The organism is Paenibacillus sp. B46(2026), assembly GCF_056786355.1.
The window spans coordinates 4,603,902-4,617,752 of the sequence record NZ_CM165907.1 but is presented as its reverse complement, the minus strand read 5'-3'; the positions used below and the strand labels follow the sequence as shown (position 1 = coordinate 4,617,752).

Sequence of the window (13,851 nt, the reverse complement as noted above, 5' to 3'; positions counted from 1 at the left end):
GCACTGGGGCAGTTTCGGCTGCTAGCGCAACAAAACTCATCCAAGTGCGTTTCATTATTTGGTTGTATTGACGATAGTAATAAATACAGACATATGTTAAAACAGAAGTATAATTGGAAAAGTGAGGTTATTCATGTGCTTTTAAAACAATTTGCATCGATGCTGACCACCGCCCGTATTGTGGGCGAATCGAATACAGAATGCCAAAACCTTCAGACAGATTCCCGGCAGGTAAAACCGGGGGATCTGTTTATCTGTCTTCCGGGACATACGGTAGATGGTCATGATTATGCAGAAAAAGCCGTAAATGCCGGTGCAGTTGCATTGGTTGTTGAACGGCAGCTGGATCTGCCTGTACCACAATTGCTGGTGAAGGACAGCCGGTTTGCGATGGCTGTTCTGGCAGATTTCTTTTTTGACTCGCCAAGCCACAAGATGAATATGATTGGTGTAACGGGAACGAACGGAAAAACGACGACCACGTATCTGATTGAAAAAATCATGAGCGATTACGGACGCAAGACGGGATTGATCGGTACCATTCAAATGCGGTATGACGGTCGCACCTACCCGATGTCAGGAACGACACCAGAGGCGCTTGATCTGCAGCGCAGTCTGCATGATATGGTTCAGAAGGGGACTGACTGCTGTGTTATGGAGGTTTCTTCTCACGCACTGGAACAAGGCCGTGTGAAGGGAACGAATTTCCGTACTGCGGTATTCACTAACCTGACACAGGATCATCTGGACTATCACCATTCCATGGAGGAATATCGCGGAGCCAAAGGATTGTTCTTTGCACGATTGGGTAACGGATATACGGAAGACGCTTCACAGCGTAAATTCGCTGTCATCAATGCTGATGATCCGGCAGCGGCATATTTCATCTCTGTGACTGCGGCTGAAGTGGTTACATATGGAATGGATGATGAGGCGGATGTACGCGCATCCCAAATCTCAATCACTTCTCAGGGAACTTCTTTCCACGTGGATACATTTGCAGGCAGCACGGATATTCGCTTGCGCATGGTAGGCAAATTCAATGTGTACAATGCAATGGCAGCAATTTCTGCAGCGCTGGTTGAAGGCATCCCGCTGGAAGAGATCAAGCGCAGTCTGGAGACGGTTCCGGGCGTGGATGGACGTGTGGAAGGAGTGGACGAAGGGCAGCCATTTGCTGTGATTGTCGATTATGCCCATACACCGGATGGACTGGAGAATGTGCTGCGGACGGTGAAGGAATTTGCCGAAGGACGTGTAATCTGCGTGTTTGGCTGTGGTGGTGACAGGGACCGTACGAAACGCCCTCTCATGGGGAAAATTGCTGCGAATTATAGTGATTTTGTACTGGTTACTTCCGATAATCCACGGACAGAAGATCCGGATCTGATTCTCAAAGACATTGAACAGGGCCTGATTGAAGAATCCGTTCCTGCTGAACGTTATACGATGATTGTGGATCGGCGCCAGGCGATTCATGAAGCTATTGAAATGGCAAGCCCAGCCGATGTAGTATTGATTGCGGGCAAGGGTCACGAGACCTATCAGATTATCGGCACAACCAAAACCGATTTTGATGACCGAATCATAGCCAAAGAAGCGATAAGGGGCAAATCCAATTGATAAAAAGAACATTGGCACAATTGGCCGAGATGTGTGGAGGAATATTAAGTGACGTTGCTGCTCATGGCAATGTAATGGTCGAAGGAGTGTTTACCGATTCACGTAAACCTTTGGAAGGCAGTTTGTTTATCCCGCTAGTGGGTGAAAGGTTTGACGGACACGAATTTGTGCAAGCCTGTCTGGAGAAGGGGGCTGCAGGCGCGATCTGGCAAAAGGATCATGGTATTCCGCCACAAGGAGCTGTCATTGTTGTTGACGACACACTTGTCGCACTGCAAGCACTCGCATCTGCTTATCTAACGGAGAATAAAGCGGCTGTAGTCGGCATTACAGGCAGCAACGGCAAGACAACAACAAAGGACATCGTTGATGCCATTCTCTCAACGACGTTCAAAGTGCATAAGACGCAAGGCAACTTCAATAATCACATTGGTTTACCACTGACTGTACTAAGCATGGACCCGGATACCGAGATTATCATTTTGGAGATGGGTATGAGTGGTCGCGGGGAAATTAACGATTTGTCGGTTATTGCTCAGCCAGATGTAGCGATCATTACCAATATTGGTGAATCTCATCTGCTTCAGCTGGGGTCCAGATTGGAGATTGCCAGAGCCAAAGCCGAGATTGCCGCGGGATTGAAGCCTGGCGGGTTACTGATCTACAACGGAGACGAGCCTTTAATTGCACAAGTTCTTGAAGAACCCGCAACGAAACAACCTGATGGATTGCAGCGGTTTACATTTGGTCTGCAAACCGATAATGATGACTATCCTACCGGACTTATGAATGCACAGAACGGCGTAGTTTTCACCACCAAACAGTCTGGAGAACATGCATTTACGCTACCTCTACTAGGAACGCATAATGTCGTTAACTGTCTGGCTGCTTTGGCTGTAGCCCGTCATTTCAAAGTGACAACGGAGCAGATTGCCGCGGGATTGTCTCGCTTGAAACTGACAGGCATGCGTATAGAGGTTACTCAAGGCGTTAGTGGTCTAACCTTGCTGAATGATGCATACAATGCAAGTCCAACCTCCATGAAGGCCGCAATCGATGTACTAGAAGGTCTGAAAGGATACCGCATGAAAGTGGCTGTGCTTGGTGATATGCTTGAACTTGGTCCTCAGGAGCAGAATCTGCATCTTGGAATTGGTGAGTATATTACATCTGCCAAAATGGACATGGTGCTCGTATATGGCACGCTATCAGCACATATTGCTGAAGGAGCAAGAAAGCATATGCCGGCAGAGGCTGTGCATGCTTTTATAGATAAAGAAGAAATGACCCGTTATCTACTGGAGAAACTACATCCCAGAGACGTTGTCTTGTTCAAAGCTTCAAGAGGCATGAAGCTGGAGGACGTGGTCGAAGCACTACAAATAGCACCATTACAGAATCGAGTAGACTAGAGGGGTGAACCCATGGATTTTCAGGTATTACTGTTAACAATCGGCGTTTCATTTATTCTGGCGGTGATTGCCGCACCGCTCCTGATTCCGCTGTTACGACGAATGAAATTCGGACAGCAGGTTAGGGAAGATGGGCCTCAGAGCCATTTGAAAAAAAGCGGAACACCTACAATGGGTGGCGTCGTCATTTTAGTTGCGTTCACATTGGCCTTTTTGAAATTTTCGGCAGTCAAGAATACAGACTTTTATGTCTTGCTTGTGGCTACGCTGGGATTCGGGCTTATAGGCTTCCTTGATGATTACATCAAAATTGTGTTCAAACGTTCGCTTGGACTGACGGCCAGACAAAAAATGCTGGGGCAGTTGTTCTTCAGTGCAGTGATGTGTTTCTTGCTGATCCAGAATGGACACAGCACAGCCATCTCTATTCCGGGTACGTCATTCTCGTTTGACTGGACCGGATGGTTCTATTATCCGTTTGTTGTATTCATGATGCTTGCCATTACCAATGCGGTTAACTTTACCGATGGTCTGGATGGTTTGCTGTCCGGGGTAAGTGCGATTGCCTTTGGGGCGTTTGCCATTGTGGCGATGCAAGCCACGTCGATGCCGGCAGCAGTGTGTGCAGCAGCGATGATCGGAGCCGTGCTTGGTTTTCTGGTATATAACGCACATCCGGCCAAAGTGTTTATGGGAGACACTGGTTCTCTGGGTATTGGCGGTGCGATTGGTGCGGTAGCGATTGTAACCAAAACAGAGCTTCTATTTGTCATCATTGGCGGTATTTTTGTCATCGAGATCCTGTCTGTCATCATTCAAGTGGTATCATTCAAGACTCGTGGCAAGCGTGTATTCAAAATGAGCCCCATTCACCATCACTTTGAATTAAGTGGCTGGTCAGAATGGCGGGTTGTTATTACCTTTTGGGCGGTAGGCGCAATTTTGGCCGCTCTTGGACTTTATCTCAACAAGGGGTTGTAGATCATGAACCATCCTGAATCATATCGCGGACAACAAGTAGTCGTGCTCGGATTGGCCAAAAGCGGCGTACAGGTCGCCAAAGTGCTGGATCGCGCCGGAGCGAAGGTTACAGTAAATGATAAAAAAGAGAGAGATCAATGTCCCGAAGCTTCCGAATTGGAGGCTTTGGGAATTTCTGTTGTATGTGGAGGACATCCGGATGATCTGATTCACAGTGATGTGAAGCTGGTCGTTAAAAACCCGGGTATCCCATACCATGCTGCTCCTGTACAGCAAGCTCTGGCATTAGGTATTGAAGTGGTGACAGAGGTAGAGGTTGCGTATCATCTATGTGCTGCACCCATGATCGGGATTACGGGCTCCAATGGCAAAACAACAACAACCACTTGGGTGGGAAAAATGTTGGAACATGCCGGCCTCCAGCCCATTGTCGCCGGTAATATTGGAATACCTCTCTCTGAAGCGGCAGAGCAATCTGCTCCGGATAACTGGATGGTTGTTGAGCTTAGCAGTTTCCAACTCAAAGGAACGGTTGATTTCCGTCCGCGTATTGCAAGCTTGCTAAACGTTGCAGAGACACATCTCGACTATCACGGGGGCATGGATGATTATGTGGCTTCCAAAGCCAAACTGTTCGCCAATCAGCAGCCTGACGACGTAGCCATTCTGAATTGGGATGATGCGGTATGTCGTGGTCTGGTTCCTTACATCAAAGGCAGATTGCTTCCCTTCTCAATGATTGAGAAGTTGGATGTAGGTGTGTATGCAGATCCTCCTTATGTAGATGGAGAAGAGGATGATGTGAAACGCCAGATGATCTACGCGGATGAAAAGGGAAATCACCACACCATTATTGACATCGAGAACATTGGCATCGCTGGACGATTCAATGTGGAGAATGCAATGGCTGCTGTAGCCATCGCCGTAGCGGCAGGAGCTGATCCAGCAGTGCTGGCTGCTCCGCTTGCAGATTTCAAGGCGGTTGAACACCGACTTGAATATGTTCTGGAGCATAATGGCTCTGCGTACTACAACAACTCCAAAGCGACCAATTCGAAGGCTACGGTCATGGCCCTGAATTCGTTCAAGGAACCGGTCGTATTGATTGCTGGAGGGTTGGATCGCGGGTCAGACATGATGGAGTTATTACCCTTGTTCCAGGAACGGGTAAAAGCTGTCGTTGCCCTTGGAGAGACACGGACAAAAATTGCCAAAGTCGCGGAACTTGCCGGATTAAAGCAAATTAAGGTCGTCGATAATGAGGAGGACGCTGCCCGGACGTTAACCGTTGCTGTGCAGGAAGCATCGAAGCTTGCCACTGCCGGTGATGTCGTTTTGTTATCCCCGGCATGTGCAAGTTGGGACATGTTTGCTTCCTATGAGGAGCGGGGACGCATTTTTAAAGAGGCGGCGCATAACTTGTAAGTAGGGGGGTGGAAAAGCCCCTACTTCCATGCAAGGGGTGGCCTCCTGATGAAACAGACGCGACCGGCACCAGATATTTGGTTGCTGATTTGTATTTTGGCATTGCTTGCCATCGGCATTATTATGGTATATAGTGCGGGCTCGGTGCTTGCCTTTCATGACTATGGCGATTCATTTTATTTTGTAAAAAGACAGGCTTTGTTTGCAGTACTTGGGCTTGTAGCCATGTTCGTAACCGCTAATGTAGATTACCGGGTCTGGAGGAAGTATGCGAAGCCAATATTGATTGCCTGTTTTATTATGCTCATTGCGGTGCTAATTCCTGGAATCGGTGTGGTTCGCGGCGGCGCACGAAGTTGGTTGGGCATAGGTTCGTTCGGTATCCAGCCCTCAGAATTCATGAAGCTGGGAATGATTCTGTTTCTCGCTCATTGGCTGAGCAAGGAACCGGGCAAAATCAAGACCTTCACAACGGGGCTTCTGCCACCGCTTGGATTGATCGGGTTGGCTTTTGGTATTATTATGCTACAGCCTGATTTGGGGACAGGCACCGTGATGATGGGTGCATCAATGCTTATTATTTTCACAGCCGGAGCACGAATGAAGCATCTATCCTTACTTGCTCTCGGTGGCGTAGCCGGGTTTGCAGCGTTAATCGCGGCAGCTCCCTATCGATTGCAGCGTATCACAGCGTTTTTGGACCCATGGTCCGATCCGCTGGGTGCCGGTTATCAGATCATTCAATCGTTATACGCGATTGGTCCGGGTGGGCTGGCGGGATTGGGACTGGGTATGAGCCGACAGAAATACAGTTATGTACCCGAACCGCAGACGGACTTTATTTTTAGTATCTTGGCCGAAGAACTCGGCTTTATAGGTGGAATGATTGTATTATTGTTGTTTCTGGTGCTCGTGTGGAGAGGAATGCGTGTAGCCATGACCGTCCCGGATGCCTTTGGCAGTCTGCTTGGTGTTGGAATCGTAGGTATGGTCGCCGTACAGGTCATCATTAACATTGGCGTTGTTATTGGAATGATGCCTGTGACGGGCATTACCTTACCTCTGATCAGCTACGGCGGATCATCATTAACCCTCATGCTCACAGCACTGGGCATTTTAGTGAACTTATCCCGTTATGCGAGGTGACTATGCGATGCGAGTCGTTCTAAGCGGTGGCGGTACGGGTGGACATATCTATCCGGCCGTTGCCATAGCAAGACAATGCGAGGCGGAGAACCCGGACTCGACATTTCTATACATTGGAGGAACCAGAGGGCTGGAAAGCAAGCTGGTTCCCCAGGAAAATATTCCTTTTAAATCCATAGATATTACTGGTTTTCGGCGTAAATTGTCTATCGACAACCTGAAAACGGTCATGCGCTTCATACAGGGTGTACGCAAATCTAAAAAAATGCTGAAGGAATTTAAACCGGATGTTGTGATTGGTACGGGTGGATATGTGTGCGGGCCTGTGGTGTATGCAGCAACAAAACTGGGGATTCCGAGTATAATTCATGAACAGAACGCTATTCCTGGTCTGACGAACAAATTTTTGATGCGTTATGTGGACACGGTTGCAGTTAGCTTTGAAGGTTCTGAAAAATCGTTTTCCGGCGCAAAAAAGGTGATCTACACCGGTAATCCACGAGCCACTACGGTAGCTCAGGCTAGCCGTGATCGTGGTTTTGCCACGATAGGTGTACCGATGAACAGTCGTGTTGTTCTTGTGGTTGGTGGCAGTCGCGGAGCAAAAGCAATCAATCAGGCCATGGTGGACATGGCTCCAATGCTGGAACAACTGGATGATGTACATGTGGTTTACGTGACAGGGGATACCTATTTTGATGAAACGCGTGAAGCTATTCGCAGCTCATTGGGTACGATGCCAAACTACCTGCATGTCCTGCCTTACGTGCATAATATGCCTGAGGTGCTTGCCTGCACATCCTTGATTGTAAACCGCGCAGGTGCATCATTCCTTGCGGAGATTACATCATTGGGTATTCCTTCGATCCTGATTCCGTCACCTAACGTGACTAACAATCATCAGGAAGCCAATGCACGCACGCTTGAAGGTGGAGGCGCGTCACTCACGATGCTGGAGAAGGATCTTACAGGCAAGGTCCTGTACGAAGCCATCGCCAAGATAATGAATGATGAATTGGGACGCAAACGAATGGCTGAATCCTCCCGGAAACTGGGGAAACCCGATGCAGCTGAAGTGCTTGTTGATGAAATTCATCGTCTTGCTGCACGCCGATAAAGTGCGTTTGTGGGCGATTGTCACACACAAGACGGGGCTGACATAAGATACCGTATAAATCGTGACCATCGTTCCATGACGCCAGATCACTGTCTGTAGCAACATAACATACCGTGATCATCGGTTTTGAAGCAAAGGAGGAAGCAAACATGCACCAGTGGATATCGTTATTATCCCAGAATAATGTTGGCAGAGTTCTTGCAAACGAATCGCTAGCCAAATACACCACATGGAAGATCGGCGGTCCTGCGGATGCACTGGTCATTCCCGAGAATAAAGAGCAGATGATGAATCTCGTTCAATGGCTTCACACGTATCAGATTCCGTGGATGCAATTGGGACGGGGCTCAAACATGCTGGTGTCAGACAAAGGAATACGTGGTGTTGTTGTGAAACCAGGCGAGGGCTTTGATTATGCCGAATTTCACGAAGGTGGTGTAACCGCCGGAGCGGCGTATTCTTTTGTTAAACTCAGTGTGGTTGCTGCCAAAAAGGAATGGACCGGTCTGGAATTCGGCAGCGGTATCCCCGGCACTGTCGGTGGAGCCGTATACATGAATGCAGGTGCTCATGGATCGGATGTGTCACGGATATTCAAATTCGCTGAGATTGTACTGGAGACAGGGGAATTGGTACGTTACAGCAAGGAGGACATGGGTTTTGCCTACCGCCACTCTGTTCTGCATGATCGGAGAGGTATCGTGCTGGAAGCTACATTTGAACTCCAGCATGGGGAGCGCAACGTCATTTCGGAAACCATGGCGGCTTACAAAGATCGCCGGCGCCGCACACAGCCACTGCAGATGGCATGTGCAGGTAGTGTATTCCGAAATCCACCGGGTGATCATGCAGCCCGCCTGATTGAAGCAGCAGGGCTGAAAGGAATGACTCAGGGAGGCGCACAGGTATCCACCATGCATGCCAATTTCATTGTCAATACAGGCCAAGCAACAGCAGAGGACGTTATCACCCTAATGCAGCAGATTCAGAGCACTATATCATCTCAAAACGGTATTAACCTGGTACCGGAAGTCTTCGTAGTGGGTGAGCGGTAAACCCCGGAGGTGATACATTGGACAAATTGGTGATTGAAGGCGGGAAACCCCTCTCAGGATCCATACGCATCCATGGAGCAAAAAATGCCGCTTTACCGATTATGGCCGCAAGTTTGTTGGCAGATGGAGAAGTTACACTGCATAACGTTCCACACTTGCTGGACATTGAAGTGATGCTGTATATCCTGGAACGGCTTGGATGCACGTGTCGGCATGAACAGGGAACAGTGACGATTAATACCTCGTCTATCCGGTCATATGATGTGCCAGAAGATCTAATGAAGCAGATGCGCTCTTCCATTTTTTTGATGGGACCATTGCTGTCTAAGTTTGGGCAAGTGTCAGTGTACCAGCCAGGGGGCTGTGCCATTGGAGAACGCAAAATTGATCTTCACCTCCGGGGCCTGGAAGCGCTCGGAGCTTTGATTGAAGAGCAGGACCAACAGATTATCTGTCATGGGAAGAATCTGGTGGGTACAGATATTCATTTGGATTTCCCGAGTGTGGGAGCGACCGAGAATATCATGATGGCAGCCGTTATGGCTAAAGGAACGACAACCATTTGCAACGCGGCAAGAGAACCTGAAATACAGGATCTGCAGCATTTCCTTAATGCTATGGGTGCAAGCATCATTGGTGCGGGAACGGATACGATCACGATTAATGGCGTTGAGAAACTGAAGCCTTGTTCGTATGAGATTATACCGGATCGAATCGTTGCTGGAACCGTGATGATTGCAGCCGCGGCAACGCGAGGCAATGTTACGCTTACACACTGCAATCCTGCTCATCTTACTTCACTTATACATGTGTTGAAGCGCACTGGTGTTCAAATCACAGTCTGCAATGATATAATGACGGTGAGCTGTATGAGCCGTCCAAAATCAGTGGACCGTATTGTGACTTCTCCGTATCCTTCGTTTCCGACAGATCTGCAATCGCAAATCATGGTGCTGCTTAGTCTGGCAGACGGATTCAGTGTGATGAAGGAAACGGTATTCGAGGGCCGGTTCAAACATGTAAATGAGCTGAATGTAATGGGGGCTGATATTTCAGTCGATCTGAACGCAGCATTTATCCGTGGTGTTCCCCGTCTCTACGGGGCTACAGTAGAAGCAACCGACCTTCGCGCAGGTGCAGCTCTCGTTATTGCAGGCCTGGCAGCTCAAGGCAAAACGGTTGTGGAGCAAGTGCATCATATTGACCGGGGGTACGATCAGATCGAGAAATTATTCCAGAGTCTTGGAGCATCGGTTGAGCGACAGTCGCCCGTTTCGAAACAGTTGGATTTTGCCAATTAACGTCCTTGGCGTCCCCTTCTTGAAGGGAGGGGACCTGAGGCTTTGTGGAGCGCTACTTATGCCTAAAAGTCAAATTCCGGTTCTGAAGAAGAACCGGCCAAAAGGAAACACAAGCCGCAAAATTGTAATTATTCTGTTATTACTTTTTATTGTATTGCTCGCTGTATTATTCTTTCGTTCTTCCATGAGTCGGATTTCGGCAATTGAAATCACGGGTAATGTATACACAGCGACTCCAGAACTGCTGGAGAAAAGCGGTCTGAGAGAAGGCGATCAATTTTTTGGGACAACTACTTCCGAGGTTATTGAGCGTCTCAAGACTATCAAGGCAATTTCGACCGTTACCGTGGACAAGCAATTTCCGGGCATTATCCATATCAAGGTTCAGGAATATGCCACGGTTGCGTATGAGCTTGGTTCTGACGGTACGTTAAAAGCGATATTGGCCAGTGGGACAAGCTTGACGGTCCCGGCAACGATCGGTGTTGCGGTAGAGAAGCCGATATTGACCCAATGGAAGGCTGATGATCCGCTCAAAGCCAAACTGAGTGAGACGCTGGCTAAAATTCCGAATGAATTGACGACGGATATTTCGGAGATTATCCCGAATCCTACGCCTTCATTTCCGGACCAGATCCGGATGTATACCAAATCGCAGTTTGAAGTGATAACAACCGTCTCTCTTTTATCGGATAAAGTGGAGTATCTGAATCAGGTGATTGAGACCGAACGGCCTGGGAAAATTACCATGCTTGAGGCAGATACCTATGTCCCTTTCATCCCGGATGACCCGGAAGATGATGCTGAACCAGGAGCAAGCCCCTGATCTTTGCCATTATGAGGCTGGACTGAATATGAAAGCCTAGGCAGGTCGGGGTTTGGCCCCGTCAGAGCAATGAAACTTGTTCTTTCTGAGATGAAGAAAAAATGATACACTTGAACTTATGGCACATGAGTTGCCTCCTTCTTTTTTCTTCAATGTTTTATGTCTGGCAACCAGATTTTGACACCCAAAAACATTGTAGAAAAAAGAGGGAAAGCCTGAAGTGTGTTGAATATGTTTTAAGAGTGTTTAAATTCGAACGTAATTTACTATTGGAGTCAGGAGGTGCCACAGACTTGAGCAACAATGACATCATTGTTAGTTTGGACATCGGTACATCCAAAATTCGCGCTATTATTGGGGAAATGAATAATGGAACCTTTAATATTATAGGAGTTGGATCTGCCGACTCGGAGGGAATTCGCAAAGGTGTAATCGTAGATATCGATCAGACGGTGCAGTCGATTCGCAACGCAGTGGATCATGCAGAACGTATGGTAGGTATTCAAATATCCGAAGTGTATGTTGGAATCTCGGGAAATCATATCGGACTGATGAGCAGTCACGGCGTCGTGGCTGTGTCTAACGAGGATCGTGAAATCGGAGAAGAAGACATGGAACGGGTGTTGAAAGCAGCCGAAGTCATTGCAGTTCCGCCGGAACGGGAAATTATTGATGTTGTCGCCAAGCAATATGTTGTAGATGGCTTGGAGGGCATACAGGACCCCCGTGGCATGATTGGTGTTCGACTGGAAGTTGAAGCGACGATCATTACGGGTGCAAAAACCGCGATACATAATCTTTTGCGCTGCGTGGAAAAAGCGGGTCTGAAAGTAAGCGATCTGGTTCTCATGTCGCTTGGAGCGGGTCAACTGGCTCTGTCCAAAGATGAAAAAACGATGGGTTCCGTACTTGTTGATATTGGAGCAGGTGCAACAACCATCGCCATTTTTGAAGAAGACAGTCTTGTTGCAACATCAACGTTGCCTATAGGTGGGGAATTCGTAACAAATGATATCGCCTATGGCTTACGCACGTTAACGGATCAGGCGGAGAAGGTGAAACTGAAATATGGCTGCGCCTGGTTGGATGATGCTGCTGCGGATGTGATGTTCAAAGTCACTCGAATTGGCAGTAATGTAGACAAGGAGTTTTCACAGGAGGATCTGGCAGCAATTATTGAACCTAGGGTTCAGGAAATATTCCAGATGATATCCCAAGAAGTGAAGCGTCTTGGTTACAACGAGCTTCCTGGAGGTTATATACTAACGGGAGGTACGGTCTCTATGCCGGGGGTTCTGCAGGTTGCTCAGCATGAGCTTGCTGCTTCGGTACGAGTTGCAGTTCCGGATTATATTGGTGTGCGTGACCCTGGTTTTACAAGCGGAGTCGGCATATTGCACAGTGTAATTCGCAGTTTGCGCATTCGTCCCTCGATCAATAACGGCGGTGGAAATAACAACAATAATAATAATAACAAGAAACCGACCAACCGTCCGAAGCCAAATACGGCACAGGAATCGGAGCAAAAACCCGGTCTGTTCGAACGGCTGAAGAATATGTTCAGTGAATTTATATAACAGGTTGGATCCATTTCATACATTCTTGAAGCCGTCTGAATGCGCTGGTACTAAAATAAACGCTTTCGTTCGTCGATATATGAAATTGATTCGGTTCAAATCAAAAATTGGACGGGCCATCCATGCACATTGAGGGGGAGATGGAATAATATGTTGGAATTTGATTTCGAGATGGAGAGCTTGGCTCAAATTAAAGTCATCGGTGTAGGCGGCGGCGGAAGCAATGCAGTCAACCGTATGATTGAAAATGGTGTACAAGGTGTTGAATTTATTACGGTGAATACGGATGCTCAGGCGTTACACCTGGCGAAATCCGAGCATAAATTGCAAATCGGTGATAAATTGACTCGTGGTCTTGGTGCTGGCGCCAACCCGGATGTAGGTAAAAAAGCAGCGGAAGAGTCCCGCGATCTGATCATGAACACGTTGAAAGGTGCAGACATGGTATTTGTTACAGCCGGTATGGGCGGTGGTACAGGTACAGGTGCGGCTCCGGTTATTGCCGAAATCGCAAAAGAGTGTGGTGCACTTACAGTGGGTGTCGTGACTCGACCATTTACATTTGAAGGGCGCAAGCGTTCCAGCCATGCAGAGCAAGGGATTGAAGCTCTTAAGGAAAAAGTGGACACGCTGATCGTTATTCCTAATGATCGGTTGCTCGAAATCGTAGACAAAAAGACGCCGATGCTTGAAGCATTCCGTCAAGCGGATAACGTACTGCGTCAAGCAGTACAAGGTATCTCTGATTTGATCGCTGTACCGGGTCTGATCAACCTTGACTTTGCTGACGTCAAAACGATTATGCATGAACGTGGTTCTGCCCTTATGGGGATTGGTGAATCAACAGGTGAGAATCGTGCCGCAGAAGCAGCACGGAAAGCCATCATGAGTCCCTTGCTTGAAACTTCCATTGAAGGTGCTCGCGGCGTAATCATGAACATTACGGGTGGCGTTAATCTGTCCCTGTATGAAGTGAACGAAGCGGCAGAGATCGTAACGTCTGCTTCCGACCCGGAAGTGAACATGATTTTTGGTGCCATCATTGACGAAGACCTGAAAGAGGAGATCAAGGTTACAGTTATCGCAACTGGTTTCGAAGACAAACCTGCTCCACCTCCACAAGGACGTAAGCCAGCACCGGCAACAACGGAGACGACGGATACACGTTCGCCGAACCTGCGTCCGTTTGGTAATCAGCCGAGTAATGATCAGCTGGACATTCCGACATTTTTACGCAATCGTTCACGTAATAACAACAACGATTAATATCCAAATCAATTTATTGAAAACCCGGTACTCCTTGTGGAGCGACCGGGTTTTTTCTGTTTTTTTAGATATCATAGCATACAGCATTGAACAAATTCTGAACAACGGGCCTGAGCAATTCC

The 13,851-nt window shown here is 48.0% G+C and carries 11 protein-coding genes; all 11 read left to right on the top strand.

Features of this window, described 5'->3' with window-relative positions; genetic code table 11:
* Window positions 1-135: 135 nt before the first annotated feature.
* The 11 genes from AC1S8V_RS20725 to ftsZ all read left to right on the top strand — a co-directional run bounded on the left by AC1S8V_RS20725 (window position 136) and on the right by ftsZ (window position 13,729).
* Window positions 136-1,623, top strand: coding sequence for a UDP-N-acetylmuramoyl-L-alanyl-D-glutamate--2,6-diaminopimelate ligase (locus AC1S8V_RS20725; protein ID WP_482070553.1), 1,488 nt, complete (start codon window positions 136-138; stop codon window positions 1,621-1,623).
* The gene (locus AC1S8V_RS20720) at window positions 1,623-3,035 is read left to right on the top strand and encodes a UDP-N-acetylmuramoyl-tripeptide--D-alanyl-D-alanine ligase (RefSeq protein WP_482074536.1); all 1,413 of its coding nucleotides are present in this window, start codon (window positions 1,623-1,625) and stop codon (window positions 3,033-3,035) included. The genes AC1S8V_RS20725 and AC1S8V_RS20720 overlap by 1 nt, the downstream gene beginning before the upstream one ends.
* Window positions 3,036-3,047: 12 nt before the next feature.
* A complete protein-coding gene (gene mraY, locus AC1S8V_RS20715) occupies window positions 3,048-4,016 on the top strand; it encodes a phospho-N-acetylmuramoyl-pentapeptide-transferase (protein WP_047843751.1) in 969 nt (322 codons plus the stop codon).
* 3 nt (window positions 4,017-4,019) lie between these two features.
* Window positions 4,020-5,441, top strand: coding sequence for a UDP-N-acetylmuramoyl-L-alanine--D-glutamate ligase (murD, locus tag AC1S8V_RS20710; protein WP_482070552.1), 1,422 nt, complete (start codon window positions 4,020-4,022; stop codon window positions 5,439-5,441).
* A 48-nt stretch (window positions 5,442-5,489) separates the two neighbouring features.
* Complete coding sequence (gene spoVE, locus AC1S8V_RS20705; protein WP_062835457.1) at window positions 5,490-6,587, top strand: stage V sporulation protein E; 1,098 nt, start codon at window positions 5,490-5,492, stop codon at window positions 6,585-6,587.
* Between the two features lie 7 nt (window positions 6,588-6,594).
* Window positions 6,595-7,704 carry an undecaprenyldiphospho-muramoylpentapeptide beta-N-acetylglucosaminyltransferase gene (murG, locus tag AC1S8V_RS20700; RefSeq protein WP_482070551.1) on the top strand — a complete coding sequence of 370 codons (1,110 nt, stop codon included), beginning with the start codon at window positions 6,595-6,597 and terminating at the stop codon, window positions 7,702-7,704.
* A 149-nt stretch (window positions 7,705-7,853) separates the two neighbouring features.
* The gene (gene murB / locus AC1S8V_RS20695; protein WP_482070550.1) at window positions 7,854-8,759 is read left to right on the top strand and encodes a UDP-N-acetylmuramate dehydrogenase; all 906 of its coding nucleotides are present in this window, start codon (window positions 7,854-7,856) and stop codon (window positions 8,757-8,759) included.
* 17 nt (window positions 8,760-8,776) lie between these two features.
* Window positions 8,777-10,060 (top strand): UDP-N-acetylglucosamine 1-carboxyvinyltransferase, encoded by a 1,284-nt coding sequence (gene murA / locus AC1S8V_RS20690; RefSeq protein WP_482070549.1) that lies wholly within the window; start codon window positions 8,777-8,779, stop codon window positions 10,058-10,060.
* A gap of 58 nt (window positions 10,061-10,118) precedes the next feature.
* Complete coding sequence (locus AC1S8V_RS20685) at window positions 10,119-10,886, top strand: cell division protein FtsQ/DivIB (RefSeq protein ID WP_482070548.1); 768 nt, start codon at window positions 10,119-10,121, stop codon at window positions 10,884-10,886.
* Between the two features lie 293 nt (window positions 10,887-11,179).
* Entirely contained in the window at window positions 11,180-12,463 is a 1,284-nt protein-coding gene (ftsA, locus tag AC1S8V_RS20680; protein ID WP_036614863.1) for a cell division protein FtsA, read from the top strand.
* A gap of 150 nt (window positions 12,464-12,613) precedes the next feature.
* Complete coding sequence (ftsZ, locus tag AC1S8V_RS20675) at window positions 12,614-13,729, top strand: cell division protein FtsZ (RefSeq protein ID WP_253439311.1); 1,116 nt, start codon at window positions 12,614-12,616, stop codon at window positions 13,727-13,729.
* Window positions 13,730-13,851: the final 122 nt, after the last annotated feature.